The sequence below is a fragment of the Halopseudomonas sp. SMJS2 genome, assembly GCF_029866945.1.
Lineage (GTDB): Bacteria > Pseudomonadota > Gammaproteobacteria > Pseudomonadales > Pseudomonadaceae > Halopseudomonas > Halopseudomonas bauzanensis.
This window is the reverse complement of record NZ_CP123445.1, coordinates 2,084,553-2,110,207: the sequence shown is the minus strand read 5'-3', so window position 1 is coordinate 2,110,207 and position 25,655 is coordinate 2,084,553. Positions and strand designations below refer to the sequence as shown.

Annotated in this window: 25 protein-coding genes and 2 tRNA genes; 13 read left to right on the top strand and 14 right to left on the bottom strand. The window is 59.7% G+C overall.

Features of this window, described 5'->3' with window-relative positions; all coding sequences use genetic code 11:
- Positions 1-21 precede the first annotated feature (21 nt).
- The gene (msrB, locus tag QAO71_RS09840; protein WP_280164282.1) at positions 22-414 is read left to right on the top strand and encodes a peptide-methionine (R)-S-oxide reductase MsrB; all 393 of its coding nucleotides are present in this window, start codon (positions 22-24) and stop codon (positions 412-414) included.
- Positions 415-699: 285 nt separating this feature from the next.
- Positions 700-1,560 carry an ATP-binding protein gene (locus tag QAO71_RS09835; protein WP_280165675.1) on the top strand — a complete coding sequence of 287 codons (861 nt, stop codon included), beginning with the start codon at positions 700-702 and terminating at the stop codon, positions 1,558-1,560.
- 150 nt (positions 1,561-1,710) lie between these two features.
- On the opposite strand, the gene QAO71_RS09830 is transcribed toward QAO71_RS09835, so the two are convergent.
- Positions 1,711-2,382 (bottom strand): glutathione S-transferase family protein, encoded by a 672-nt coding sequence (locus tag QAO71_RS09830; RefSeq protein WP_280164281.1) that lies wholly within the window; start codon positions 2,380-2,382, stop codon positions 1,711-1,713.
- Between the two features lie 26 nt (positions 2,383-2,408).
- Positions 2,409-3,176: a hypothetical protein gene (locus QAO71_RS09825; protein WP_280164280.1), complete on the bottom strand. Its 768-nt coding sequence runs from the start codon at positions 3,174-3,176 to the stop codon at positions 2,409-2,411.
- Positions 3,177-3,189: 13 nt separating this feature from the next.
- Between QAO71_RS09825 and QAO71_RS09820 the strand changes: the two genes are divergently transcribed.
- The 3 genes from QAO71_RS09820 to QAO71_RS09810 all read left to right on the top strand — a co-directional run bounded on the left by QAO71_RS09820 (position 3,190) and on the right by QAO71_RS09810 (position 3,648).
- On the top strand, positions 3,190-3,453 hold the full coding sequence (locus tag QAO71_RS09820; protein WP_136869732.1) for a hypothetical protein: 264 nt from the start codon (positions 3,190-3,192) through the stop codon (positions 3,451-3,453).
- A 27-nt stretch (positions 3,454-3,480) separates the two neighbouring features.
- Positions 3,481-3,556, top strand: a tRNA-Glu gene (locus tag QAO71_RS09815).
- A 16-nt stretch (positions 3,557-3,572) separates the two neighbouring features.
- Positions 3,573-3,648: transfer RNA gene (locus tag QAO71_RS09810), tRNA-Gly, on the top strand.
- A gap of 140 nt (positions 3,649-3,788) precedes the next feature.
- On the opposite strand, the gene putP is transcribed toward QAO71_RS09810, so the two are convergent.
- A complete protein-coding gene (gene putP / locus QAO71_RS09805; RefSeq protein WP_280164279.1) occupies positions 3,789-5,291 on the bottom strand; it encodes a sodium/proline symporter PutP in 1,503 nt (500 codons plus the stop codon).
- A 245-nt stretch (positions 5,292-5,536) separates the two neighbouring features.
- Between putP and QAO71_RS09800 the strand changes: the two genes are divergently transcribed.
- Positions 5,537-6,466, top strand: a complete 930-nt coding sequence (locus QAO71_RS09800) for a ZIP family metal transporter (protein WP_280164278.1) — start codon at positions 5,537-5,539, stop codon at positions 6,464-6,466.
- Between the two features lie 136 nt (positions 6,467-6,602).
- Here the strand turns inward: QAO71_RS09800 and QAO71_RS09795 are convergent, their stop codons facing one another.
- The gene (locus QAO71_RS09795; protein ID WP_036989478.1) at positions 6,603-7,019 is read right to left on the bottom strand and encodes a PA2817 family protein; all 417 of its coding nucleotides are present in this window, start codon (positions 7,017-7,019) and stop codon (positions 6,603-6,605) included.
- Between the two features lie 151 nt (positions 7,020-7,170).
- On the bottom strand, positions 7,171-8,712 hold the full coding sequence (gene norR / locus QAO71_RS09790; RefSeq protein WP_280164277.1) for a nitric oxide reductase transcriptional regulator NorR: 1,542 nt from the start codon (positions 8,710-8,712) through the stop codon (positions 7,171-7,173).
- 157 nt (positions 8,713-8,869) lie between these two features.
- On the opposite strand from norR, the gene hmpA reads away from it, so the two are divergent.
- Entirely contained in the window at positions 8,870-10,048 is a 1,179-nt protein-coding gene (gene hmpA, locus QAO71_RS09785) for an NO-inducible flavohemoprotein (RefSeq protein ID WP_280164276.1), read from the top strand.
- Between the two features lie 69 nt (positions 10,049-10,117).
- On the opposite strand, the gene QAO71_RS09780 is transcribed toward hmpA, so the two are convergent.
- Positions 10,118-11,032 carry a LysR family transcriptional regulator gene (locus QAO71_RS09780; protein WP_074778306.1) on the bottom strand — a complete coding sequence of 305 codons (915 nt, stop codon included), beginning with the start codon at positions 11,030-11,032 and terminating at the stop codon, positions 10,118-10,120.
- A gap of 97 nt (positions 11,033-11,129) precedes the next feature.
- Here QAO71_RS09780 and QAO71_RS09775 point away from each other — a divergent pair, with 97 nt between their 5' ends.
- The 6 genes from QAO71_RS09775 to QAO71_RS09750 all read left to right on the top strand — a co-directional run bounded on the left by QAO71_RS09775 (position 11,130) and on the right by QAO71_RS09750 (position 18,280).
- Positions 11,130-12,248: a tartrate dehydrogenase gene (locus QAO71_RS09775; protein WP_280164275.1), complete on the top strand. Its 1,119-nt coding sequence runs from the start codon at positions 11,130-11,132 to the stop codon at positions 12,246-12,248.
- A gap of 96 nt (positions 12,249-12,344) precedes the next feature.
- Positions 12,345-13,610: an aminotransferase class III-fold pyridoxal phosphate-dependent enzyme gene (locus QAO71_RS09770; RefSeq protein ID WP_280164274.1), complete on the top strand. Its 1,266-nt coding sequence runs from the start codon at positions 12,345-12,347 to the stop codon at positions 13,608-13,610.
- Positions 13,611-13,634: 24 nt separating this feature from the next.
- Positions 13,635-15,116 carry an NAD-dependent succinate-semialdehyde dehydrogenase gene (locus QAO71_RS09765; protein ID WP_280164273.1) on the top strand — a complete coding sequence of 494 codons (1,482 nt, stop codon included), beginning with the start codon at positions 13,635-13,637 and terminating at the stop codon, positions 15,114-15,116.
- A 216-nt stretch (positions 15,117-15,332) separates the two neighbouring features.
- Positions 15,333-16,379: a TRAP transporter substrate-binding protein gene (locus tag QAO71_RS09760; protein WP_280164272.1), complete on the top strand. Its 1,047-nt coding sequence runs from the start codon at positions 15,333-15,335 to the stop codon at positions 16,377-16,379.
- 83 nt (positions 16,380-16,462) lie between these two features.
- On the top strand, positions 16,463-16,996 hold the full coding sequence (locus QAO71_RS09755; RefSeq protein WP_051610793.1) for a TRAP transporter small permease: 534 nt from the start codon (positions 16,463-16,465) through the stop codon (positions 16,994-16,996).
- Positions 16,997-16,999: 3 nt separating this feature from the next.
- Positions 17,000-18,280 carry a TRAP transporter large permease gene (locus QAO71_RS09750; RefSeq protein ID WP_036989485.1) on the top strand — a complete coding sequence of 427 codons (1,281 nt, stop codon included), beginning with the start codon at positions 17,000-17,002 and terminating at the stop codon, positions 18,278-18,280.
- A gap of 43 nt (positions 18,281-18,323) precedes the next feature.
- Here QAO71_RS09750 and QAO71_RS09745 read toward each other — a convergent pair whose 3' ends face one another.
- The 8 genes from QAO71_RS09745 to QAO71_RS09710 form a co-directional block, all read right to left on the bottom strand.
- Positions 18,324-19,046 (bottom strand): GntR family transcriptional regulator, encoded by a 723-nt coding sequence (locus tag QAO71_RS09745; RefSeq protein WP_280164271.1) that lies wholly within the window; start codon positions 19,044-19,046, stop codon positions 18,324-18,326.
- 68 nt (positions 19,047-19,114) lie between these two features.
- Entirely contained in the window at positions 19,115-19,876 is a 762-nt protein-coding gene (locus QAO71_RS09740; RefSeq protein WP_280164270.1) for an SDR family oxidoreductase, read from the bottom strand.
- Between the two features lie 83 nt (positions 19,877-19,959).
- Entirely contained in the window at positions 19,960-20,343 is a 384-nt protein-coding gene (locus QAO71_RS09735; RefSeq protein ID WP_280164269.1) for a VanZ family protein, read from the bottom strand.
- 175 nt (positions 20,344-20,518) lie between these two features.
- On the bottom strand, positions 20,519-22,603 hold the full coding sequence (locus QAO71_RS09730) for a YjbH domain-containing protein (protein WP_280165674.1): 2,085 nt from the start codon (positions 22,601-22,603) through the stop codon (positions 20,519-20,521).
- Positions 22,604-22,640: 37 nt separating this feature from the next.
- Positions 22,641-23,426: a capsule biosynthesis GfcC family protein gene (locus tag QAO71_RS09725; RefSeq protein ID WP_280164268.1), complete on the bottom strand. Its 786-nt coding sequence runs from the start codon at positions 23,424-23,426 to the stop codon at positions 22,641-22,643.
- Entirely contained in the window at positions 23,423-24,076 is a 654-nt protein-coding gene (locus QAO71_RS09720) for a YjbF family lipoprotein (protein ID WP_280164267.1), read from the bottom strand. Before QAO71_RS09720 ends, QAO71_RS09725 begins: the two co-directional genes overlap by 4 nt.
- A 10-nt stretch (positions 24,077-24,086) precedes the next feature.
- Positions 24,087-25,118: a polysaccharide biosynthesis/export family protein gene (locus QAO71_RS09715; RefSeq protein WP_348273391.1), complete on the bottom strand. Its 1,032-nt coding sequence runs from the start codon at positions 25,116-25,118 to the stop codon at positions 24,087-24,089.
- Between the two features lie 164 nt (positions 25,119-25,282).
- Complete coding sequence (locus QAO71_RS09710; protein ID WP_280164265.1) at positions 25,283-25,567, bottom strand: hypothetical protein; 285 nt, start codon at positions 25,565-25,567, stop codon at positions 25,283-25,285.
- Positions 25,568-25,655 lie beyond the last annotated feature (88 nt).

The following is a 25,655-nucleotide window of genomic DNA, read 5'->3' as shown; positions in this document are numbered from 1 at the left end:
ACACAATCTTGCGGAGGAAATATGGACAAAATAATCAAGTCGGATGACGCCTGGCGCGACCAACTGGACGACGCCCAGTATCAGGTATGCCGACTCAAGGGTACCGAACGGCCATTTTCCGGCGAGTATCACCTCAAGGGTGAACCTGGTCAGTACCACTGCGTATGCTGCGATGCGCCGCTATTCGATACCGATACCCAGTTCGATGCCGGCTGTGGCTGGCCCAGCTATTACGCGCCGGTGAGCGAAGATGCCATCACCACCACCGAGGATTACAGTCACGGCATGCACCGCACCGAAGTGCTCTGTGCCCGCTGCGACGCCCACCTCGGCCACGTCTTCCCCGACGGCCCACCCCCGACCGGGCTGCGGTATTGCATCAACTCGGTGTGTTTGCGACTGGAGCCGAGATAGAGTGGTGCTCTGATTTGGTCGGCGGTGTTTACCCGCACCGCCGTTGGTCGAGCTGGTGCTCGACCCTCCCAGGGAACACCGGCTTGCTTCTCTTGGGAACGTCGAGCACCAGCTCGATGAGCGAGCTACCATTAGGCCGCGAAGCTGATCATCTGGCTCGACCTCCCATAACGATTACTCAACTGGTTGACCCACCAACGATTTTCCTCTTCCATAGCAAACACATTGCCGCACCCATTCACCTGCCAGGAAACCACCATGTCCGATATCTCCACCGCCGACTTCATGCAGCGGGTCGTCGCCTTTCTTGATCGCTATGAGCAGAACCTGCCTCCTGTGCCGCCGGTCATCGACTGGAGCCAGACGCCAGCGGCGCGGTGGGTAGGGCAGGGCGACGGCGGGTGGCTCAAGCCGTTGGAGGTTACCGCGGGGCATGGGTTGGCTGATCTGGTGGGGGTCGATCGGCAGAAAGCGCTGCTGGAGGCGAATACCGAACAATTCGTCAAAGGTCTGCCCGCCAATAACGCCTTGCTGTGGGGCGCTCGCGGTACGGGCAAGTCCTCGCTGGTGCGAGCGCTGCTGGCAGCTTGGTCGGATCAGGGGCTGCGGCTGATCGAGATCGACAAAGGCGACCTGGTTCACCTGCCAGCGCTCGTGGCCCAGATCGCCGACCAGCCTTGGCGCTTTCTGCTGTTCTGCGATGACCTGGCTTTCGAGGCGGATGACAGCGCCTACAAGACCTTGAAAACCGTGCTGGACGGCTCCGTTGAGGCGACGCCGGACAACCTGCTGCTCTACGCCACTTCCAATCGCCGGCATCTGCTGCCCGAACAGCGCAGCGACAACCTCGGCGCCAGCATGGTCGATGGCGAGCTGCACCCTGGCGAGGCGATTGAGGAGAAGATCGCACTATCGGACCGCTTCGGGGTATGGGTGTCGTTCTATCCGTTCAGCCAGGAGCATTATCTCGAAGTGGTACGGCACTGGCTGACGGCGATGGCGGTGGAGCACGGGTTGGAGTGGGAGTGGGGCGAACAGTTGCAGAAAGAAGCCATCCGCTGGGCCCAGGCACGGGGTAACCGCAACGGCCGGTGTGCGTGGCAATTTGCGCGGTCTTGGGTAGGGCGGGAACTGCTGAAGAAGTAATGCGGGAGCGTGGTTATCGGGTTGTCGAACCCCGGTCCGCGCTCGGGCTCGACGCCGGGGTTTGGGGTAGCGGCGAGTCCGCAGACGTAGCGCCCGATTGCGGAACAGGGCGCTACACCCCGCACCGCGCGCTACACCCGGAAGGGCCTTTTACGTCGCGGAGACGCTTGCGCCATTCACCATGCCCACGATCCGGTGCTCCGCCGGCAACAGGCTGCTCACGCTGGTGCGGGAGGTAACACGGCTCAGCAGGGAGGACAGGGCCGGCCAGGTTTCTTCGTCGATCAGTTCGCCGGCATGGGCGAGGTTTATGAGTTGGCTGCACACGGCGATGTCCGCCATGCTGAACTGGTCACCGAGGAAGTAATGCTGGCTGGCCAGCTGCGTTTCCAGGTAATCGAGCAGCGGTGGCAGATCCTGCTTCACAGCTTGCTGCACAGCTTCTTCATCGCAGGCTTTGCCCATCAGCCGATGAACCACGCGGTTGAAGAATGTCTTGAAGGTCGCCGGGCCGGCCAGCTCATAGTCTGCATACTTTTCCAGCCAGCGCACCCGCGCCGCTTCCGCCGGGGTGCTGCCGTACAGGCGGATACCATCGCGGGTTTCCTGCAGGTACTGGGCAATCACACTGGAGTCGGCCAGACTCAGATCGCCGTCCTTGATCGCCGGAATGCGCCCCAGCGGGCTTATCTCGTAATACCAGTCGGGCTGCATGAAGGGCGTCTGGTTGACCAGTTCATGCTCAATGTTCTGCTCAGCGAGCTGAATGCGGATCTTGCGAACGAAGGGCGAAAGAATCGCCCCGTAGAGGATCAGGGACATGGGGGTACATTCCGTCAGGGGTTAACTCAGTCATCGTACAGAGCTTTTTTCTTCCAGGCCTGATCGTCTTCTTCCAGGGCCTGTATACCGGCGCTTAACTCATTTGCACTGGGGTCAGCGCCCCGCTCTTGTTGCAAGGCAGCCTGTTCAGCATTGAGCAGCAATTGTCGAAACACCGCCAGCTGGCCCTTATCGGCCTGCTGGTGCTTGTTCAGGAAGTCGATTGCCCGTTCATATTGCAACTTGGCGACCCGGGGCTTGCCGGACTGCAGGGCGCTATTGGCGACCGCCTGGTACATCGTCAAGGTGGTTTGCAGCAGATGTTGGTTCAACACCTGGCTCCAGCGTTGGAAGCCCGGATTGTCCAGCACACCGTCCTGCCGCGACTGGTCCAGCAAGCGGAGCAGGTCACTCAGCAGTTGCTTGGTCCGTTGCGCGACCACCTCATCGGCGATCACCACTGGCGCATTGTTGATACGCGGCTCGCCCTTGTCGAGCTGCTGGCGTATTTCCTTCAACTGCTCAGCATGGGCGGTGTGTTTATTATCCAGCCGGATCAATCGTTCCAGCAGCGACGCTTCAATATGCAACAGCAGCGTTTTGAGCTCCGCGGTCATGAACTGGCCCGGTACCTCTGCGGCGAGCGCTGCGCAGTGCTTCCAGCGTGCCTGCAGCTCGGATTGCTTGCGGGCGCGCTCCAGGCGAGCTCGTTCCACCGCCTGATTGATGAAGCCGATACAGATAAGTATCGCCAAGCCGCCAATGACGAGGGCAGCGATGAGCATAGGGGACAAGGGAAAGCTCTCCATGGGCACGAGCTGTCGTTATGCCATATCCATCATTTCAATACAATCAGCTGGAGCGACAGGTGGGCTTGCGCTGGATGATTATTGTGACCAGACTCTCATCACAGCTGTAGGCCACGGTTTTCGCGGGGAGAATCAAAAACCTGAAAAAAACCTGAAAAAAGATTGGCTTGGGGGGTTGACGGACCCCGGGGCCATGCCTAAAATGCGCGCCACTTGCAGCGAACAACGCAACGCGGAAGACGCAGCAAGTAGCCAAGGTTGATACCTCGGCACTGTGAAGTCCGGATACGTCCCCTTCGTCTAGTGGCCTAGGACACCGCCCTTTCACGGCGGTAACAGGGGTTCGAGTCCCCTAGGGGACGCCATTACGGCGTCAGATTTGCGGGAATAGCTCAGTTGGTAGAGCACGACCTTGCCAAGGTCGGGGTCGCGAGTTCGAGTCTCGTTTCCCGCTCCAATATAGATCTGCAGACATCCATTGGAGTCTGCAGATTGGTGAAAAAAGGGCCGAAAGGCCCTTTTTTCATGTCTGCGATTCGGGTTTAAACTCCCCCGTCCTGTCCGGCCAACGCGATGAGGCCATTGGCGCACGCCCGGTCATTGGTACGATTCCATCTTGCTGAACTCTGACTGGATCTGTTCGTTCTCCCGGCGCCTGGTCAGCAGAGAAGTGACGACGGCTACCACTGCGCAGGCCAGGAAGCCCGGTACGATCTCATACATCAGCGCCTGCAGGCTGGCAATATTGCCCCAGATACCCACCACCACGGCACCGGCAACCATCCCGGCCAGCGCGCCCATCGCGGTGAGTTTGCGCCAGAACAGTGACAGCAGGATGATCGGGCCGAATGCCGCGCCGAATCCCGCCCAGGCAAAGGCGACCAGCCCAAGAATGTTGGAGCGTGGGTCAATGGCCAGCAGGGCGGCGATCACCGCTACGACCAGTACGCCCAGACGGCCCAGCAATACCTGCTGCGAGACCGACAGTTCCTTGCCGAAAATCTTGTACAGATCCTCGACCAGCGCTGAAGAGCAGACGAGCAGCTGCGAAGAGACGGTGGACATGATCGCGGCCAGCACGGCAGCCAGTACCAGGCCGGCGATGAGCGGGTGGAACAGAATCTGTGACAGCAGCAGGAAGACGGTTTCCGGGTTATCCAGTGTCTGTCCGCTGGCGTGAAAATAGCCGACGCCGATCAGGCCGGTAAATACCGCGCCGGTGGCGACCAGGATCATCCAGCCAATACCGATGCGGCGACCGGCCTTGGCGTCAGCCGATGAACGCAGGGCCATGAAGCGCACGATGACGTGCGGCTGGCCGAAGTAGCCAAGCCCCCAGGACGCGGCCGAGATGATCGCCAGCAGGCTGCCGCCGAACAGCAAGGAGGTGCGATGTAGTTCGTCATCCGGGTTGGCCAGGTTATGGGCTGCATCTGCGGCATTGATCGCGGCAATGGTCTCGCTCACGCCGCCCATGCTGAAAACGGTGATCAGAGGAACGACGATCAGCGCGGCCAGCATCAGCAACCCCTGTGCAACGTCGGTCAGGGAGGCGCCCAGAAAGCCCCCGAACAGGGTATAGGTCAAGGTGATGCCGGCCACCAGGAGCATGCCGAACAGGTAGTGCGCATCGAAGGATGCCTCGAAGAACACCCCGCCAGCGACCATGCCGGAGGATACATAGAAGGTGAAGAACACCAGGATGATGAGGCCCGAAGTGATTCGCAGCAGCCGGGTGCCGTCCTTGAAGCGACTCTCCAGGAAGCTCGGCAGAGTGATCGAGTTGCTGGACACCTCCGTATAGGAACGCAGTCGCGGTGCCACGAAACGCCAGTTCAGGTAGGCGCCGATGGTCAGGCCGATGGCAATCCAGGCTTCCACCAGGCCGGTGGTATAAATGGCGCCCGGCAGTCCCATCAACAACCAGCCGGACATGTCCGATGCGCCGGCAGAAAGGGCCGCGACGCTCGGTGGGAGTCTGCGGCCGGCCAGCATGTAGTCATCCAGGCTGGAGGTCTGGAAATAGGCGTAGTAACCGATACCCAGCATCCCCAGGAAATACAGGCTGATGGCGATCAACTGAAAGGTCTGGTCTGTCATGCAAATGCCCTCTGCTCTGGGATGCTGTCCATTACCTCGGTACCGTTTCCTAACCCCCGCAGTGGAAGGATCAGCGCAACGGTCAAAATCGTTAGAGCACAATATAGTTGAGTGTGGCAGAGGCTGCCCGGAAACCTCCCTATCCCGATATATTTTCTCAATGATCCGCTTGCACTGAATCAACGGTGCGCGGGATTGTCACCTGATAGACTGCGGACAACCAAGACCATCGGCAAGCAGCGATCATGGAAAAAACCGTCTCATTGGCAGCAGAGCTGCGCAGCGCCTGGATTGACCAGGCCCAACGCAGCCCCTATATCTCCTTCGGCCTTGCCGGGGCGGTACTGGTCATTCTCGCGCTGATTATTGCCAGCGTCGTCAGCGCGGTGAGTGGCGGCAACACCATCAACCTGCGTCACGCATTGCTGGGTGGTACGGCAGGTTTCTTGGCGACGTCGCTGGGCGCCTTCCTGGGCCTTTCCATGAAGGCCATTTCCGTGCGGCGGCAGGACAGCATGCTCGGCTTTGCCGCGGGCATGATGCTCGCCGCCGCCGCGTTCTCGCTGATCCTGCCGGGGATCGCTGCAGCGGAGGACATTCTCGACAACAGCATGGCTGCCGCTGCCACAGTGGCGATCGGGCTGGGGCTGGGTGTGGTGCTGATGCTGGGGCTCGATTACTTCACCCCGCATCACCATGAAATAAGCGGCCACCATGGCCCTGCATTCGATCGCATCAGCCGCGTCTGGCTGTTCGTCCTGGCGATCACCCTGCATAACATCCCCGAGGGTATGGCGATTGGTGTCGGCTTTGCCGCAGGGGATATGCCGGTAGGCCTGTCCATCGCATCGGCCATCGCCATCCAGGATATCCCCGAAGGCCTGGCCGTCGCTCTGGCGCTGCGCACGACGGGTCTGTCAGCCATGCGCTCGGCCCTGGTTGCCGCGGCGACTGGTCTGATGGAGCCGCTGGGTGCGTTGATCGGCATCGGCATGTCCAGTGCCTTCGCCGTCGCCTATCCCGTCAGCATGGGTCTGGCCGCCGGTGCAATGATCTTCGTTGTCTCCCACGAAGTCATCCCCGAAACCCACCGCAACGGCCACCAGACATCGGCGACTATCGGGTTGATGGTGGGCTTTGGCGTGATGATGTTTCTGGATACGGCGCTGGGGTGAGAGGGCGGGGGGTCGGGCTGGTGCGCTGGTCGAGCTGGTGCTCGACCGTCCCAGGGGGCTGGGCGCTGGCGTTGTCTTTCCTGGGAACGTCGAGCACCAGCTCGATGAGCATTGTTTCAGGCAGCGCTCCGTGGTTTCAGGAGTTACGTAGATGCTCGCTCATCAGCAACAGCCGCGCCTGCTCCCAGTCAAACTCTTCCCCGCGGGCCTCGGCCTGTGCCTGGTGTTCATCCAGCAATTGATACTGGGCGATCTCCTCATCAGGCATGTAGTGCAGGCAGTCGCCACCGAAGTACCACAGCAGATCCCGCGGGATCATGTGGGCGACCTGGGGGTAGCGGGTGATGATCTGGCAGATGATCTCCTGGCCAGCGTACAGCGCGTCCTGATCACCTGCCTGCAGCTGCGTCACCATCTCCTCGAAGCGCTCCAGGAACAGCACGTTGCTTTCCTCAGGCACCTGGGCCATCAGCACGGACTGCGCCCGCAGCGTGTCGAACAGGCTCATCAGCAGGGCGAGGTGGTAGCGGTGATAGGGCAGATTGGTATTCATGACGGACTCCGGGTGATGAGGGGCGAGAGTCTAGCAGATGGGGGTGGGTGGGAGAACCGGTGGAGGTGTGAGTGCGCTGCGCGGCTGGCTGGCGTAGCGCCTGATTGCGGAGCAGGGCGCTACACCCCGAAACCCGTGCGCATACTGGGGATCAGATCCCCAGCCGCCTCACCAACCTGGAGAAGTTGCCCCGATCCACACCCAGCTCCCGGGCGGCGCGGCTTTGGTTGTTCTGGTGTTTTTCCAGCACCTGGCGGATGAGCTGCACCTGAAAGTGCTCAGTGGCGTCGCGCAGGCTCTGGGCGAGCGGCAGAGTCGTATTTACCGTGGCGGCAAGCGTCTGTTGGGGTATGTCCGACTGCGGGCCGCCGAGTGCCAGCAACTCGGCACTGATGGTCAGCAGTCGCCGATTACCATCCTGGCCGGCCTGGGCCTTGAGTACGGCGCGGCTGATCAAGTGTTCCAGCTCACGTACATTCCCGGGCCAGCTGTAAGCCAGCAACGCCTCGCGGGCGCTGGCATCCAGGCGCAGGCCGCGCAAGCCGATGCGGCGGCGGTTCTGTTCGAGAAAGTGCCCCGCCAGCAATAGCACATCCTTGTTCCGTTCCCGCAGACTCGGCACGGCAATGGGATACACCCCCAGGCGATGATAGAGATCTGCCCGAAAGCGCCCCTCGGCCACTTCGCGGTGCAGGTCCCGGTTGCTGGCGGCAATGATGCGCACATCCACCTGGTGATGGCTGTCGCTGCCCACCCGCTGCACTTCGCCGCTTTGCAAGGCGCGCAGCAGTTTGGGTTGCACCGTCAGCGGCAACTCGCCCACCTCGTCCAGAAACAGGGTGCCGCCATGGGCCAGTTCGAACTTGCCGACCCGGCTCTGCACCGCCCCGGAAAACGCCCCGCGGGTGTGGCCGAAAAGCTCGCTCTCCACCAGGTTTTCCGGCAGCGCGGCGCAGTTGAGATAGATCAGCGGCGCCCGGGCGCGGTTGGACAGACCGTGCACCTGCCGGGCCACCAGCTCTTTGCCAACTCCGGTTTCGCCGGTGATCAGCACTGCCAGGTCCGAGTGGGCGACCATCTCGATTTCCCGCTGCAACTGCTGCATGGCCCGGCTGCTGCCGATCAGTTGTTGCTGCCCATCGGCGACCAGCGCCTGGGTCATGGCCTGGTGATGCTCGGTGCGGCTCTGCAGTTGGTTGGTCAGCTCGGTGACCCGAATCACCGCCTCGCTCAGGCGCGCCAGATAGCGCAGCTCCGCCGGATCGATCTGATCAAAGGCGTTGGCATTCAGCGCATCCAGCGTCAGCACGCCCCAGGGCACACCCTGCAGATACAGCGCGATACCCAGACAATCATGCACATGCAGGTCACCCTCCACCGCATGCAGCAGTCCGTCATAGGGATCGGGCAACGGCGAGTCGGCGGCAAAACGCACGGGCTCATGGCTAAGCAGGATCCTGGCCAGGCGCGGGTGATCATCGGTCACGAAATGCCGGCCCAGGGTATCGGTGCTCAGACCATCCACCGCCAGCGGGATCAGCTCGGTGCCGCGCAACTGCAACAACGCAGCGGCATCGCAGGGTAACACCTGGCGGATGGTCGCCAGCAACTGCTGGAAGCGTTGGCTGGGCGCCATATCACGGGCCAGATCGCTGATCACGCTCAGCGGTGGGGAGGTTTGGTGTGCTGTCATATATACAACTCGGTTGTGCTTAATACAGCGAAAGGGATGTTGTTATTTATACACATACCGCGCTGAAGTCCAACCCTGGCGCCAAACGTGCCTCTGGCACGATACATGCTCTCCCTCATACCGCCTTGATATGAGTCAATTTTACAAGAGAGAAAAAATGCTATCCCAACAGAGTAAAGACATCATCGCCGCCACGCTGCCTGTCGTGCGTGAGCATGCCGCGACCATCACCGCAGTGTTCTACCCGTTGATGTTCGAGCGCTACCCCGAGGTAAAGGGCTTTTTCAACGAGGCGCACCAAGGGCAGGGCACGCAACCCCAGGCCCTGGCCAACGCGGTAGTCGCCTACGCCGCCAACCTGGATCGCCTGGAGGTGCTGGGTGATGCCGTCTCGCTGATCGTCCAGAAGCACGTATCGCTGAACATCCAGCCGGCGCACTATCCGATTGTCGGCGAATGTCTGCTGGCCGCAATCAGGGCAGTCCTTGGCGAAGCCGCCAGTGACGCCGTGCTGGGTGCCTGGGGTGAAGCCTATGGGCAACTGGCGGATATTCTGATCGGCGCCGAAGAGCAGCGCTACCAGCAGAACGAACAGAAAACCGGTGGCTGGCGCGGCGAGCGCAGCTTCACCGTGCAGCGCAAGGAGCGCGAAAGCGACGTGATCACCTCCTTCTACCTGGTGCCCAGCGATGGCGGCCCGCTGGCCGAGTTCGTGCCCGGGCAGTTCACCTGCCTGGTGGTGGATATTGGCGGCAGAAGCGTGCGCCGCAACTATTCCCTGTCCGACCGCCCGGGCCTGGGGCACTACCGCATCAGCGTCAAGCGCGAAGCCGAAGGGGAGGTATCCAGCTTCCTGCATGATCGCATCCAGGTCGGTGACGAACTGCGCCTGACCGCACCGAGCGGCAGCTTCATGCTGAACCAGCAGCAACGCCCGCTGGTACTGTTGACCGGCGGCGTGGGTATCACCCCGGCCATCAGCATGTTGCAGCCGGCACTGGAGAGTGGTCGTCAGGTGCACTTCCTGCACGGCGCGCTGAATAGCAGCACCCATGCGTTTCGCGAGCATGTTGATGCGCTGGCGCAGCAGCATGACAACCTGTCGATCAGCTATGTGTACAGCCACCCGCTGGCAGGGGACCAGCCCCACGATACCGGCTTCTTCGACCAGCAGAAGCTCAGTGCCATGTTGCCCGACGGCCCCGACGTGGATGTCTACTTCCTCGGCCCGAAGCCCTTCATGCAGAACTGCCAGAAACTGCTCAATGCTCTTGGCATTCCCGCAGAAAATCAGCGCTACGAGTTCTTCGGGCCACTGGAAGAGCTATCAGCGTAAGCTGAGCTGGAGGCCGCCTGCCCGGGCGGTTTCCGTTATACCTCTGCGCCCAGACGTCGGCACGGGCCGCTAATAGATTGGGTTTACGCGGCCAGGGAGTTCGGCCTGCAAGTAGCTCACAAACTCTCTGATACGGGCGGGCACAAAGCGCCGATGCTCATAGACGGCGTGGAAATCAGCGCTTTCAGACTTCCAGGCCGGGAGCAACTCCACCAGCCGGCCGCTTGACAGGTGTTCGCGCACATCCCAGTAAGAACGCAGAATAATCCCGTGACCATCCAGGGCGAAGCGCACAATAACTTCCCCGTCGTTGCTTTCCAAAGGCCCCGCCACCTTTACCGCTTGCTCTCGCTCACTGTGCTCGCGGTGAGTGAAGCGCCAGATAGCATAGTTGTCATTATTTTCGCGCAACACCAGACACGGGTGATCTGCCAGGCTGGCCGGCGTGTCCAGCGGGGCAATGCTCGACGCATAGGCGGGGGCGGCACATAACACCCGGCGATTGGCGAGAACCAGACGGGCTACCAATCGCGAGTCGGGCAACTCTCCTACCCGGATGGCGATATCAACCCCTTGTTCACCAGGGGACATTGGAAAGTTGGATAGCTCCAGCGATGCGTCTATTCCAGGATTGCGCGCGCAGAAGTCAGATAGCAGCGGGGCCACATGGCGCCGTCCAAAGCCAAATGTGGCATTGATCTTGAGCGGCCCCGACAACGCGGCGCGCTGTGCACCGAGGGCTTCCTCCAGCTCGGATAGCTCTTCGAGTATGACTGCACCACGTAACAGGTAGCGCTCGCCCTCTGCCGTCAGGGTCAGCCGCCGGGTGGTGCGGCTGGCCAGAGTTACCCCGAGCCGGGTCTCGAGTAGTTTGAGGCGTTTGCTTACCGCAGAAAGGGAGAGGCCCAGCCCCTGGGCGGTGGTTGTGAGATTGCCAGCCCGCGCCAGGTGTTGGAAGAAAGCCAGGTCATCGAGTTTGGACATGAACCCTCCACTTTTATTCAATAGTAGATTGCATCTTAGACTGATTGTCGCCTTCACATCAGGGACTAGACTGGAGTCATTCCACTGGCAGGGGGGAGTGAACGTGGCCCATCGCATTGCAGTGATTCCCGGCGACGGCATTGGCAAAGAAGTAATGCCCGAAGGTGTGCGGACCCTTGAGGCCGCGGCCAGGCGCTTCAATATCGAGCTGGAATTCGAGTATTTCGACTTCGCCAGCTGCGATTACTTCATCGAACATGGCCAGATGCTGCCCGATGATTGGTTCGAGACCCTCAAGGGGTTTGATGCCATTTTCTACGGGGCCGTGGGGTGGCCCGAGACGGTGCCTGACCATATCTCCCTCTGGGGATCATTGCTGCAGTTTCGTCGCCGCTTTGACCAGTACGTCAACCTGCGCCCTTGCCGGCTGCTTCCCGGTATCAAAAGCCCGCTAGCCGACCGGCAGCCGGGAGATATCGACTTCTACGTGGTACGCGAGAACACCGAGGGAGAATACTCCAGCGTCGGCGGCAAAATGTTCGAGGGCACTGAGCGCGAGGTGGTTATCCAGGAGACGGTGATGACCCGCCATGGCACCGACCGGGTGTTGAAGTACGCATTCGATCTGGCCCAAAGCAGGCCCCGGCGGAAACTCACTTCAGCCACCAAATCAAACGGCATCGCCATCACCATGCCCTGGTGGGACGAGCGCGTCGCGGCGATGGGGCAGCGCTATCCCGAGGTAACCGTCGATCAGTTCCATATCGACATCCTCACCGCTCACTTCGTCATGCACCCGGACTGGTTCGACGTGGTAGTAGCCAGCAACCTGTTTGGCGACATTCTTTCTGACCTGGGCCCGGCCTGCACCGGCACCATCGGGGTGGCCCCTTCGGCCAACATCAACCCTGAGGGCACCTTCCCGAGCCTGTTCGAGCCGGTACACGGCAGTGCGCCGGACATTGCCGGGCGCGGGGTGGCCAATCCGATCGGCCAGATCTGGTCCGGAGCTATGTTGCTCGAACACCTGGGTCATCAGGAGGCCGCAAACGCCATTGTCGCGGCCTTCGAGGCGGTACTTGCCGAGTGCGACAGCAGTGTGCTGACGCCTGACGTAGGAGGGCAGGGAACGACAGAAATCCTGGGCCGCGCTATTGCCAGAGCCATTTCTGACGTCGGGGCACCCAGCGTGCGGCCAACGATTCAGGAAGTCTGAGGTCGTGGTTTGGATTAATTGTAAGACAGTACTACAGTTAGTGTTGTGAGGGATTGTATTACAATTTACCTGTTCTCACTTTGAGAGGAGTTCGATATGACTACTCCGGCATTATGGAGCGCACAGGCGCACATGCCCTCGGTAATCGGTCGCCAGATCAATGTGGTGTCCGCTGAAGGTGCGTATCTCACCACCGATACCGGCGCGCGGTTATTCGACGGTACCGCGTCGCTTTGGTACGCCAATATAGGCCACGCCCGCGAAGAGATGGCGCAAGTGGCATACGAGCAGATGAAGAAGCTTGAGGTCTACCATGTGTTCGGCCGCTATACCAACGAGCGGGCGATCGAGCTGTCCGAGAAACTCGTGAGCATTGCGCCAATCGATGACCCCAAGGTGATCCTCAACAGCGGCGGTTCCGACTCGATCGATGTCGCACTGAAGCTGGCGCGTCGCTACTGGAACCATGTGGGGCGCACGGACAAGAAGGTCATGATCAGCCGTGAAGGTTCCTACCACGGGCTCCATGCATACGGCACCAGCATTGCCGGTCTCGATTTCAATCGCGAGGGCTATGGTACCGACTCCCTGGTAGCAGACACCGAGCGGGTTGCCATGCACGACGCAGGTGCCTTCGCTGCGGCAATCGAGCGCATTGGTGCGAAGAACATCGCAGCCTACATCGCCGAGCCGGTCATGGGCACCGGTGGGGTGCATCCCCCGCAGGCAGGCTATTTTGAGGAAATCCAGCGTCTGTGCCGCGAGCACGACATTCTTTTCATTGCCGACGAGGTCATCACCGGCTTCGGCCGCACGGGCGAAATGTTCGCGTCGAGCCGATATCGGTTACAGCCTGATATTGTCGTTTTCGCCAAAGGGATAACCTCGGGATACGCAGCCCTTGGTGGCATCCTCGTCGCCCCTCGGGTGTGGCAACCCTTTTTTGAAAAAAGTGTGAACTCACCAATCTATCGCCATGGCACCACCTACTCGGGTCATCCGGTCACCGCCGCGCTGGCGCTGAAGAACCTCGAGATTCTGGAGCGTGAAGGTCTCGTCGCGCGGTCGGCGGAACTTGAACAGGTGCTTGCCAGAGAGCTCAAGGCGATTGAGTCACATGAGTTTGTAACGAGCACGCGCGTCGGCGGTTTTCTCGGTGGCATCGAGCTGTCCAGCGATGTCAGCGCCGAGCTGGTGACCGATCAGATCATCGAGCGGGGCTTCATCACTCGCCCATTGCGCGGCAATACCATACAGATCAGCCCGCCCTTCATCACCACGGATCAGGAAGTACGCGATCTCGTTGGTGCGGTGCGTGCGGTGCTTGACGCCGCGAAGACGAAGACGGCCGCTATAGCGTAAGCAAACCAAGGAGAACGGAGCATCATGAGTCTGCCTACCCCCTCAGCCGAGCGACTTGCGGCTTCAGACGACGCGCTACGAAGTCTGCCGGGCTATAGCAATCACGAACCGGGCGAGAAGGAGTTCGCCGTACTCGACCCGTCGACCGAAGAGCGCATCGCCACCCTGCCGAGCTTGAGCCCTGAGGAGGCCATCGCACAGGTTGCCATTGCTCACAAAGCTGGCCGAGCCTGGGCGAAGACGACGCCGCGCCATCGGTCAGACACGCTGCACAACGCCTACCTGGTGCTCATCGCCAACAAGGAGCGGCTTGCCTATGTCATCAGCCGTGAGATGGGGAAGACGCTCGCCGAGGCCCAGGGTGAAGTGCAGTATGCCGCCGATTATGTGCGGTGGTATGCGGATGAGCTATTGCGTCCGGCTGGAGGCTACCGGGATAACCCCGCTGGAGGCTCGACGATTCTGACGAAGCGTGCGCCGGTGGGGCTCGCGCTGCTCATAGCGCCATGGAACTTCCCGATGGCAATGATCACCCGCAAGATCGCACCCGCCATTGCGGCCGGTTGCGCCTCGGTGATCAAGCCGGCAGGGCTTACGCCGCTGACGACATTGCTCACGGTTGAATTGCTGGCCGAGGCCGGCGTGCCTCGCGAGCTGATGCGCGTGGTCACCACCACCCAGTCATCGGCCTTCAGTGAGGCAGTACTCGCCGACCCTCGCGTGCGCAAGATTTCATTCACCGGCTCCACCGGCGTAGGCAGTACGCTCATGGGCCTGGCAGCGAAAAACATCGTTAAAAGCTCGATGGAGCTTGGCGGTAACGCACCACTCATCGTATTCGACGACGCCGACCTTGAGCGAGCGGTGGAGGGGGCGATACTGGCGAAACTCCGTAATGGCGGGCAGTCCTGTGTCGCGGCCAACCGCATCTACGTCCAGGACGGAATTGCCAACGACTTCGTCGAGGCGTTCAGCAAGAGAATGTCGCAGATGGTGCTCGGCCACTCTATCGCCGAGGGCGTGGACCTGGGGCCGGTCATCAACCGCGATGCGGTGAACAACTTCCAGCGCCTTGTCGATGATGCGGTCACTCGGGGCGCCGAATTGCGCGCCGGTGGCCGTGCTGCCGGGGACGCCGGGTACTTCTTCGAGGCGACGGTTCTCGATCGGGTGCCGGCCGATGCAGATATCGCCAACACGGAGATCTTCGGCCCGGTTGCAGCCATCTCCCGCTTCTCCACGCAGGAAGAGGTGCTCCAGCGCGCCAACGACACACCGTTCGGGCTGGCCGGATACGTCTTTACCGAGAATCTCGACCGCGCGCTTAACGTTGCCGACCAGTTGGAGACCGGTCTGGTCGGTATCAATAACGGCGTACCCTCGAACCCCGCAGCACCGTTCGGTGGAATGAAGCAATCGGGTCTCGGGCGAGAGGGAAGTCACGAGGGGCTCGAAGAGTATCAGGAGATCCGTTACTACAACATTGCCAGGCGTGAGACCCGGTAAATGCGACATCAGCAGGTGGCCTGAGCCACCGGGGAGGAGATCAGAACGGGTGGCGCAAGGTGGGCAATTGAATTGCCTGCTGGCAAGTTGCCACAAAAAGGGGCTGTGCTACTGTACAACGGTGTTGGGGATCAACCTCAATGATAAAAAACGCTCCAACACTCGGAATCCATCAACCAAATACTCCGGACACCAAAGTCTAATAAAAGGAGATTCATGATGATTCGCAAGGCTGGTTTTATCGCTGTAGGTGTTGCCGCTGCACTTGGGCTTTCTATCTGGGCAGGCGGTGAGGGTGGTCATGCTGTTGCGCAAAGCGATAGCTATACCATTAAATTCGGCAACGTCATTTCGGTCGGTGACACCCAGAACCAGGGATACGCATTATTCGCTGAGCTTGTGGAAGAGCGCTCTGACGGACGCATCAAGGTGCAGGTCTACCCGGACAGCCAACTCGGGGGCGAACGTGAAATGATCGAGGCCACGCAGTTCGGTGACATCGAGATGACGGCTCCCTCGGTCGGTGTGCTTGCCAACTTTGACAAGTCACTTGAGGTCTTCGACTTTCCCTTCATCTTCGAGGATGCCGAGACCGCATATAAAGTCCTCGATAGCGAGCTGGGTGACGAGATGCTTGCCGGTCTTGAAAACAGCGGCTTGATCGCACTGGGCTGGGGCGAGAACGGTTTCCGCAACCTGGCGATGGTCAAAGGCACGGTCAGAACGCCTGAGGACATGCGGGGTATCAAGCTGCGCACCATGCAGGTACCAATGCATATCGCCTATTGGCGCAGTATCGGCGCAGCGCCAACCCCCATGCCTTTCCCCGAGGTTTTCACCTCCCTCCAGCAGGGCGTAGTCGACGGGGTTGAGAACCCGTACGAGCTGCTCTTCTCGGCAAGATTTACCGAGCCGGCGCACTTCCTCACCGAGACCAGGCACATCTACGATCCCGAGGTCATACTCATCAGCAAGACCTTCTTTGAGGGCCTTTCAGCTGAAGATCAGAAGATTATCCGAGATGCTGCAGATGAAATGGTAGCGAAGATCCGTTCGCTCAAGTCGACTATCAGTGACGAGATCCGGGCCAAGATTGTGGCAGCCGGGGGAACGGTAACCGACTTGACCGATGAAGAGCGCCAACAGTGGATCGATTCCGCCATCCCGTTCTACAAGGAGAATGCATCCAAAGTCGACACAGAGAAGCTCAAAGCCATTCTCGAGGCGGCAGGTAACACTACCTACCTCGAAGCCATCCAGTAATCACTGCTGAATGTGCCCCTGCCAGGGACAGTATCCTCAGGCAGGGGCACACTACTTTCTCTGCACCTGGGGGATTGCTGCCTATGCTCAAAAGTATCTATGCGCACTTCGATGAGCATGTGGAGACCTATCTGGCTACCGTGGCATTGACCGTTTTCGCTTCGCTCGTCATTTTCCAAGTCGTCATGCGGTATGTATTCAATAACCCATCAGTCTGGTCTGAAGAAATCGCCCGCTACGCCCTCGTCTGGTTCGTCTATCTCAGTGGGAGCTATGCGGTGAAGTATCAGCGGCATGTCAGGTTCAATGTGATCGTCGACCTGATTGGCAGGAAGGTGCCTCTGGCCCAGCGAATCATCCGCCTTTTCGTGCTGGTACTCTGGCTCGCATTTCTCATTTTCATGCTGAAACTCGCGGTTGACATGGTCGATAGGCAGTTCACTACGGGGCAGCGTGCGCCGGCCTCTCAAATCCCCATGTATCTTGTTTATCTGGGGCTTCCCCTCGGGTTGCTACTGATGTCCTTTCGCGTATTGCAGCATACGACCAGGGCCATCATCGATATCGTCAGGCAACCCTTTGCACCCATCCCTCCGTCACAGACCGAGGTAGACTGACCCATGGGCATCAGCGTTCTTTTCCTGAGCTTCCTGATCTTGCTTATCCTGGGCATGCCGGTTGCGTTCGCGCTCGGCATCTCATCGCTACTCTCTGTTCTTGTTACCGGAGTGGTCCCGGTCAACTATCTCACCCAGACAATGTTCGGCGCGGTGGACTCCTATTCGCTCCTGGCCGTCCCGCTCTTCGTACTCTCCGGCGTCATCATGGAATATGGCGGGCTCTCACGAAGGCTCATTGATGCAGCGAAAGCGTTCGTCGGCCACATGACCGGTGGCCTGCCGGCAGTTACCTTGCTGGGGACAGCGGTATTCGCGATGTTAAGCGGCTCGGGGCCCGCAACCGTTGCCGCGATTGGCGGCATCATGATCCCCGCGATGATCCGAGAGGGGTATGGGCGGGGGTTCAGTGCCGGGCTGGTGGCCACCGGTGGCGGGATCGGCATCGTGATTCCGCCCAGCATTCCGCTCATCATCTACGGGATCACAACGAACACCTCAATCGGCGATCTGTTCCTGGCGGGCTTTGTCCCCGGGTTCGCCATCGTGCTCCTGCTGTACCTCATGAGCCGGCATATGTCGAAGAAGCATGGTTATGGTGGTGATGTGCCCAAGGCCAGCTGGAAGGAGCGCCGGGCTGCGCTATGGCATGCCAAATGGACACTGCTGATGCCCGTCGTCGTACTGGGAGGCATCTACGGAGGCGTTTTCACCCCCACGGAGGCATCAGGTGTTGCCGTGGCGTACAGCCTGGTGCTCGCCCTCATCTACAGTGAGACGAAGATTACCCAGATCCCGGTAATGCTGAAGGCGACCTTCCTTATCTCAGGGATGATCCTGGTTATCATTGCGACCGCATCGACCTATGCCCGGGTTCTGACTCTCGAGCGCATCCCCACGCTCATTGCTGATTTCCTCGGTGCACTACCAGTGCCGTTCTGGGCGATTCTGGCGGTAATCCTGATCCTGCTGGTGTTCATCGGCATGTTCATGGAAACCATCGCGGGCATTATCCTTCTTGCGCCCATTCTGGTGCCCGTGGTCACGGCAATGGGCATGGACCCGGTGCACTTTGGCGTGGTCATGATTATGGCGTCGATGATCGGATTCGCCACTCCGCCGGTGGGGGATAACCTCAACGTCGCCAGTGCGATCAGCGGGCTCTCGATCGAAAAGGTGAGCATTGCAGCGCTCCCGTTCGTGGCCGCGCTCATCGTGATGTTATTCGTCGTGGCCTACGTGCCGCAGATATCGATGTTCCTGCCCAACTGGCTAGGCAAATAACCTTCTCTCACCCTTGGATCTCCGCGCAGGCGGGGCGCAGGATTCAAGTGTGCGATGCCACCCCATCATTCTCGGTCGTCGCTGAGGATGGCGGGGTAGAGCTGGGCTGTTTTTGCTGGGAGTGTATAACCTGATCGATAAAGGCTTCGGACTCGTCCAGGTGGACGCTGAACGCTTCGACTGCGGCGTCGGGGTCTCCTGCGCGGATGGTATCCAGTAGTACGCGGTGCTGGCGCGCAATCTCGCTGGGTGATTCATGGCTGGAACGGAAGTAGGTCAGTGCAAGCCGCTTTTCCGCAGAGATACTGCGGTAAAATTTTTGCAGACGAGTGCTACCGGTAGCTGCGACCAGCGCCTGATGAAACTCGAAGTCGAACTTGAGAACTTCATCCCAACCATCCTCGTCGCGCAATACTTCCATGAACCTGACCGCGTTTTCGGCGTCTTTCGGCACCACCTTTCGGGTGGTGAGAATACGGACTGTTTCGAGCTCAATCAGCCGGCGCACCGCGAACAGATCACGAATATCGCTTTCTGAAAACCGAGGAATGTAAACACTCCTGTTGGGCTCGCGGCGCAGAATGCCATCATGTATGAGCATCACGACGGCCGAGCGAATGGTTTGTCGTGGTACTTCGAACCGGGCCGCGAGCTGCGTTTCGATGAGCGTCTCTCCGGGGCGGAACATCCCGCTGAAGATGTCTTCGCTGAGCTGCTCAGCAATGGCTTCTACTACCGAAACAGTGCGGAGCTTATGCGGGCTCATGACGCCTCATTGAGTGAAATCGCGGTTTTTTGAGCATAGCATGAGCGCGTAATACTGTTATACAACGGCTATTTCGCCAGATACCCACCATCGACGGGAATGGATATCCCGGTCAGATAAGAGTTGTCTGGCGAAGCGAGGAAGCTCACGACCGAGGCAACATCGTTTGATTCGGCGATGCGGCCCAGAGGAATCGCAGACGCCACACGTTCTGCTTCCCCCTCAGGGTCTGGCAGGCTATCCAGCCACTGCTGATAAAGCGGGGTACGGGTCATGCCGGGGGCAACGGCATTGACCCGAATGTTCTCCGGGGCCAGGTCGATGGCAGCGGCCTTGGTGAAGGCGAGCATCGCGCCTTTGCTCGCACTGTAGACAGCCATGGTCGGGACGCCGATGCTCGCAAGACGTGAGGTGACATTGATGATGGAGCCGCCTTCACCCTGCACCTTCATGGTTCTTGCAGCAGCGATCAGAAGATTCATGGGAGCGAAGGTGTTGGTCTCGAAGGTACTGCGAATCTCTTCCTCGCCTACAGCGAGCAGGTCATTCGTATGGTCGATTGCCGCATTATTGACGAGTACATCAAGGCGTCCCCACTCGGCGAGCGTTGCCTCGATCAGCTTGTCCGCAGCACCAGGCTGGTTCAGGTCGGCACGGATGAACCGGCAACGCTCACCAAGTTCATCAGCGACTCGACGCCCGCGCTCTTCTGATCGCCCGGTAATCAGAACGTGCAGACCGTCCTGAATCAACCGCCTGGCGATCTCCACACCAATTCCCGACGTAGCTCCTGTTACAAGTGCCACGGACATTGCATTCTGCTTGGTCATTTTCACTTTTTACCCCGCTATTGACCGGAATAGAACTTGAAAAGTGGCGATAGGGCCTGGCCGGGATAGTACGCGGCCCGCCGTCACACCCTACGCATGGAATAACACTGCCACGCCAATATTACCAGCAACCCGGCTCCCACCCCCACGCTGTTGGCGTAGATATCGTGGATGTCCGCAGAGCGGGTGGGGTGGAAGGACTGCACGAACTCGACCGCTACGCCCACGCTGAACATGAGTACGCCACGTAACCACCAGCGCCACCGGGGGAAGGCCAGGTAGCTGAGCAGGGTGCAGGTGAACAGGCCACCGGCGTGGTAGAGGGAATAGACCATGTTGAATTTGAATGGCGTCGGCGGCGGGCCCGGGCGCATGCCGAGATACATGCCCAGGAACAGCACCGAGAAAAACAGGATCTTGTAAAGGAGCCGGTAGCGGGTCCAGTGGCGGAAAAGGCTTATCCACATAGCGGCAGAGAATTCCTAATACGGAAAGCAGACGTTGGCTGATGGAAAAGCTTCGCGGCCAAGGCCGCTCCCACAGAGCCTGCTCTAATATCGAGCTTAGGCTTGAAGCGCTGCTGGATGAGCGCTTCCTGTGGGAGCGGGCTTGCCCGCGAAGAGGTTGGCAGAGCGGAGTGGATCACTCCGTCATCAACCCAAAGCCATCATTGAAATGGTCAATGTTCCGCGCATTGGTCATGTTGTACAGACCATACTGTCTCGCCAGCCTCGCACCACCGTCTCGGGTGGTCGGGTTCCAGGCGATGGTGCCGGCAGAGGTCGTTGACCGGGAGAAGAAGGCATCGAATGGGAAGGTGAAATAGATCCCCTTGTCGAAGCTACCTTCACCGAAGTCTTCCGAGGATACATCCGTCCTGGTCGCCCAGGCTCCCACGGTCACACCATTGGCAAAGCGGCGAGACAGATCCAGGGTGGCACCGTAATCCCCGGCCAGGTAGCGACCGGCGCTGCCCTTGGCGAGAATGTCCCAGAAGCGAGTCTGGGAATAACCGGTGATATGCCCGGTCCAGGTGGAGTAATCGCGGAAGTCGAAGTCCTGGCGGAAGCCGCGTTGTTTCACCCAGTTGGCATCCACACCGATCGCCCACCCGGCATCGAAGGGTCGGTAAAGCACCTCACCACCGACACCACCGAACATGCTCTCCAGCAGACCGGCATAGGCCATGGCATACACATCACGATCCAGCTGTCGGGTATGGGTGTACTGCAGGTTCTCCAGCACCACGTCCGAGGTAACCAGATACTCACGAATATGCGTACGCACCTGGGGCAGATTACTGGTGCCGCGCATCTCGAACTTGTCGTAGTTGTTGAGCAGGTTCACACCCAGGTTACCGCGCACCCAGTTATTGCGGTTGAAGCGGTATTCGGCGTTAACGCGAGCCAGGAACTGATAGAGAATGAACCCGTCCGGGCCGCCCATGTTCTGCTTGTAGCCCAGCGACAGACCCCAATCGAATTTATCCAGCTCAGCGGTATGCACCACATCCTTGCTCACCACGCTGGGCGTGGCATTGACGATGCCGCGGCGCAGGTCTTCGGTGTCGGCGGCATTCTGCTCGTAATCGCGCAGCCGCTGCGGGTTGATGCTGGTTTCGCTCACGGCCATGCCACGGGGCTTGTTGACCAGCGTGTACCAGTCGTAGGTGCCTTCACCCAGGCTGTTGTCCAGCACGCGGGAGGCGCGGGTAACGCCTTCGGCTTCGTTGCGATAGATCGTCTGCTCGCCGGTAACGATGACTTCCCGGTCCTTGATGGCAATTTCTTCCACCTCGAAGCCGGCATTGTCTTTCAGGCGATCGCTGACGTTGGCCCAATCGACCGTTTGCCCGGATACACCTGCGGGCAGGGGGCGGCGCGCTTCTGGTTCGGGATCGAGAAACTTTTCCGGCCCGCGCCCGGTTTTCAGGTTGGTGCTGAAAGTGATACCGATCATCGCGGTATTGCCGCGCTCCCAGCCGGCACTGATATCAATGCCGTCTCTGACCTTGAACACCGCACCAATATTGAAACGCGAATCCGCCACCTCAAAGTCCGGGTCGCCCGGCTCGGAGGAGTAGTCGTTACCGTCCAACTCGACTTTCAGGCGCAGCCGATCCCAGGGCGTCTGGTATTCAACGCCACCAAAGAAGGCCGCCGGGCCGCTGAAATAGGTACTGGTATTGAAATTACCACCCCGGTCACCCTCTGCACGCCCAGCGCGTTCGCTGTCGCGCAGGCCACCGAAGGGGTTGCTGATATCGCCCCGGGTGCCGTGATAACCCCAGGCGATGCCCAGGCTCAGGTCCAGATCCCAGAAGCGTTTGTTGGCCACAAAATATTCACTGGAGAACAGGCCTGTACCGCCGACGTCCACAAAGCCCAGCGCGATCTGCGGCATCCAGTAGGACTCTTCCCACAGCCGGGCCTTGGCATCCAGGGACTTATCCTTCAGACTCTGATCGCCACTGAACTCCTCTGACGAGCTATACCGGCGGTTATTGAGCGTGGTATAGCGCAACGTCCCTTCCAGCCACGGCAGCGGGGTGACAGAAATACTGTAACGGCTATAGGGCGATACCCGGTTGGCGTTGAAGCTGAAAGCACCTTCATCAGCAAACCGTGCCGTGGGGGTCTGCAGCAGCCCCACGCCGCCAAAATCGCTCTGGGTGGTACGGTACCGATCAGCCAGCGCATTCTGCGAGAGAATGGCCAGGGCCAGCAGCGTGGGTACAAAAACCGCTGCCTGCTTATGCAAAGACTTACTCACTATAACGGCCTCCCAGGCTGTACTGGGTAGCCAGCAGCGCTGCCATATCCTTGTTCAAGTCCCGGGCATCCGGTGACAGGGCAGAGGGTTTTACGGGCACGTAAATGATCGCCCCAACGGCCAGCGTGACCGGTTGCTGATTCCAGTGGGCAATGCCCACCCGCTCGGTGGTGCCATCGGGCTGAATCACATGCACATAGTCGCGGCCAGCCGATGCGTGGGCAGGGCATTGCCGCAGGTAGTCCTTGAGGCGCAATTCGGCACCGAAGGGCAATTGGCAATCGGCAGCCACGGCGCCCAGCACCCGGATAGTGCTCGGTCGGCGGGGGTAGACCAGCTCATCGCCCGCTTCGAGCAATTCGTTGTTACTGGCGATCAGCAATTGGAAAGGGTCCAGCTCAGCGACGACCCGCCCGGTTACGGGCAAACGTTCGACGAAGGATTCCATGCGCTCGAGCAATTGTTGTAACTCAGGGTTATTCTCGCCCCGGGCATACAAGCCATTGGTTCGCAACTCATACAACACCCCAGCCTTCAGGCGCTGTTGTGGCTCGATGGCGCTCTGGCGCAGCAGCGCGGCGCCCAGCGGCCAGGCCTGAGAACTGACTTGGCCGGCCACTACCGCATCATGCAGACGAGCGCCCTGGTGCCATTGATACTCACCGGGCTTCAGCACCGCGCCATCAATATAAATGGTGTCAGCAGCGAGGGGAGCGATCAGCGAACCGGCGAATAGCGCCGCCAGGGCAGCGCGACGAAGAGAGCGCAGGGTGATCATGGTTGACCCCCGGCGGTTTTCAGTAGAGTGAGACGCAAGGGCGGCAGATCCGGGGCAAAGTGCTGCACACTACGGCGCACCAGCCCGCTATCCGGCTCCAGCCAATAATGATTGGTGGCTTTGAAACCCAGCTCCGGCATACGGATATGCTCATCCACGCGCTGCAGCTGGTGACGTTGCCCCATATATTCGATCGTTTCAACGGGGCCACGCTTATAGCGCGCATGCTGGCGCAGGCCGGTCTGGTATCGGGCGGGGTAGTCCACCAGGCGAACAACCTCCGTGCCATCGGCCACGTTCAGTAAGCCAGCATTGAAGGGGTCGCCTGCCACCAGCGGCGCGATGATGTCAGCGGGCAGCCCGGCTGTTCGGGTAACACGGCCATGCTGCGTAAGCAGCATCTCTGTATTGCCGTACCACTCGACCAGGCCGGTGCCGGTACCATTGCTGACCAGCATCGCCTCGGCCGCGCCAAGGCGAACAGCCAGGGCGGGGCCATTGATGGCATGTACCTTGTCAACGGTAATCGGCGACTCAGGCCCGGATATGGCCAGCTTCATGGTTTCCAGCGCATCGCCTGACAGCGAATTGCACCCGGTCATGCCAGCCATGGCCACGCCCAGTACGACCGTACGTAAAAAGGTCTTCACCGGGGCGTCCTCAGTTTCTGTCTCTCATCTCATCTTCAGTACGAACAGTGGTGTAGACGATGGAGGTGGTGGGCAGCAACTGACTGATAAAGCGGTTCCAGCGAGTCACACCTGCAGCACCGACAAAGACTACATCCTGGGGTTGCATCTCGAACTGATTAGCCAGAATGAAGGCTGAAGGTGACCGGGCATTGAGTTGGAATACGGTCGCCTTCTCGTTCGCGATATTCTCGACGCCGCGAATCACATACACCTCTTTGCCACTGGAGCTCAGAGGCGAAGGGCCGCCGACGGTACCCAGTACTTCGCTGAGAGTCATCTTGCTGGTGCGGTAGGGTATTGCACCGGGCCGACCAATCTCGCCCATAACCAGTATCTTGCGGGAGTCGTTCAACCCCATATGCACCTTATCGCCAGGGCGCAGGTACACGTCGCCAATGCGGCTCGGCATGCTGGTCAGGCGGTCATAGTCCAGGCGATAGGTCACGCCATCGCGAATGATCTGCAGGTTGGACAGGTCAGCGGTCTCGGGATTGATGCCGGCCTGGCCTACCGCTTCCAACAGCGTCAGCTGCTGCGCATTCACCGGCAGGATGCCGGCATTCTCGAAGGCGCCGCTGAAATAGATCTTCTGGCTGTTGTATTCCAGTACGTTAACATCAACCTGGGGTTGTTCGATATAACGCGCCAAGCGGGTGGTGATGATTTCGCGTAACTCTTCTAGCGTTTTACCTGCGACGTGCACATTACCGATGAATGGGTAAAACAGAGTTCCATCATCTCGCACAATACGGGCGTTGGCTGCATTGGTTTGCTGTTGACCACCGGGAATGGTCAGCTCGGGATGATCCCAAACGGTAATAAACAGCGCATCGTTAGCGCCGATCCGGTAATTTTCCGGGGAATAGTCAAGCAGCGGCTGAGGTACTGCCAGTCTGTCATTGACAGCCTGATCCTGAGCGATCAGCTTGGGCGTGATCTGGACCATTTCCACCATGCTGTTTTCAGCGGAGTCCTGACTGGTCAGGCGATCGGTATCCATGTGCATCCCGGGGGAGAACATGCAAGCCTGGAGGAGAAGGGTGGAGGCGCCCAGAGCGACAAGCGGGAATCGGATCATGATTGGTATTCTTCCGTGGTGTTCCAAGTAAAAAAAAGCCACCTGAAGCAAGGTTTCAGGTGGCTCTTTCCAGCCGCAACGATAGATCAGTTGGTGGTGGTGGAAGTGCTTGTCGATGTTGAGGTCGAAGTGCCACCACTGCTGTCGCTATCGGAAGCCGCTGCTACAGCCAGGCCCACAGCCGCAACACCCAGTGCTACGCCACCGTAGGAACCCAGGGTGCCTGCAGCTGCACCTGTACCTGCGCCAGCGCTAGTGCCAGCGGCAGCTGCCGGTGCGCCTGTTTCAGCGGGCGCGCCCTGCTGAGCGAAAGTAAAACCGGAGGCGAGCAGAAGACCACTGGCCACCAATGCGATTGCTTGTTTTTTCATAACCCGACTCCTTAAAAGTTAGTGTCTGTCGGATTATACCGACTTGGTTACCCATGGGAACCCACTAAACCATAATGGTTCCATATTG

Bases quoted from the DNA above. Each gene is read 5' to 3' on its own strand.
- msrB (WP_280164282.1), top strand. From the start codon at position 22: ATGGACAAAATAATCAAGTCGGATGACGCCTGGCGCGACCAACTGGAC.
- QAO71_RS09835 (WP_280165675.1), top strand. From the start codon at position 700: ATGCAGCGGGTCGTCGCCTTTCTTGATCGCTATGAGCAGAACCTGCCT.
- QAO71_RS09830 (WP_280164281.1), bottom strand. From the start codon at position 2,382: ATGTCCCTGATCCTCTACGGGGCGATTCTTTCGCCCTTCGTTCGCAAG.
- QAO71_RS09820 (WP_136869732.1), top strand. From the start codon at position 3,190: ATGGGCACGAGCTGTCGTTATGCCATATCCATCATTTCAATACAATCA.
- putP (WP_280164279.1), bottom strand. From the start codon at position 5,291: ATGACAGACCAGACCTTTCAGTTGATCGCCATCAGCCTGTATTTCCTG.
- QAO71_RS09800 (WP_280164278.1), top strand. From the start codon at position 5,537: ATGGAAAAAACCGTCTCATTGGCAGCAGAGCTGCGCAGCGCCTGGATT.
- QAO71_RS09795 (WP_036989478.1), bottom strand. From the start codon at position 7,019: ATGAATACCAATCTGCCCTATCACCGCTACCACCTCGCCCTGCTGATG.
- norR (WP_280164277.1), bottom strand. From the start codon at position 8,712: ATGACAGCACACCAAACCTCCCCACCGCTGAGCGTGATCAGCGATCTG.
- hmpA (WP_280164276.1), top strand. From the start codon at position 8,870: ATGCTATCCCAACAGAGTAAAGACATCATCGCCGCCACGCTGCCTGTC.
- QAO71_RS09780 (WP_074778306.1), bottom strand. From the start codon at position 11,032: ATGTCCAAACTCGATGACCTGGCTTTCTTCCAACACCTGGCGCGGGCT.
- QAO71_RS09770 (WP_280164274.1), top strand. From the start codon at position 12,345: ATGACTACTCCGGCATTATGGAGCGCACAGGCGCACATGCCCTCGGTA.
- QAO71_RS09765 (WP_280164273.1), top strand. From the start codon at position 13,635: ATGAGTCTGCCTACCCCCTCAGCCGAGCGACTTGCGGCTTCAGACGAC.
- QAO71_RS09760 (WP_280164272.1), top strand. From the start codon at position 15,333: ATGATGATTCGCAAGGCTGGTTTTATCGCTGTAGGTGTTGCCGCTGCA.
- QAO71_RS09755 (WP_051610793.1), top strand. From the start codon at position 16,463: ATGCTCAAAAGTATCTATGCGCACTTCGATGAGCATGTGGAGACCTAT.
- QAO71_RS09750 (WP_036989485.1), top strand. From the start codon at position 17,000: ATGGGCATCAGCGTTCTTTTCCTGAGCTTCCTGATCTTGCTTATCCTG.
- QAO71_RS09745 (WP_280164271.1), bottom strand. From the start codon at position 19,046: ATGAGCCCGCATAAGCTCCGCACTGTTTCGGTAGTAGAAGCCATTGCT.
- QAO71_RS09740 (WP_280164270.1), bottom strand. From the start codon at position 19,876: ATGACCAAGCAGAATGCAATGTCCGTGGCACTTGTAACAGGAGCTACG.
- QAO71_RS09735 (WP_280164269.1), bottom strand. From the start codon at position 20,343: ATGTGGATAAGCCTTTTCCGCCACTGGACCCGCTACCGGCTCCTTTAC.
- QAO71_RS09725 (WP_280164268.1), bottom strand. From the start codon at position 23,426: ATGATCACCCTGCGCTCTCTTCGTCGCGCTGCCCTGGCGGCGCTATTC.
- QAO71_RS09715 (WP_348273391.1), bottom strand. From the start codon at position 25,118: ATGGATACCGATCGCCTGACCAGTCAGGACTCCGCTGAAAACAGCATG.
- QAO71_RS09710 (WP_280164265.1), bottom strand. From the start codon at position 25,567: ATGAAAAAACAAGCAATCGCATTGGTGGCCAGTGGTCTTCTGCTCGCC.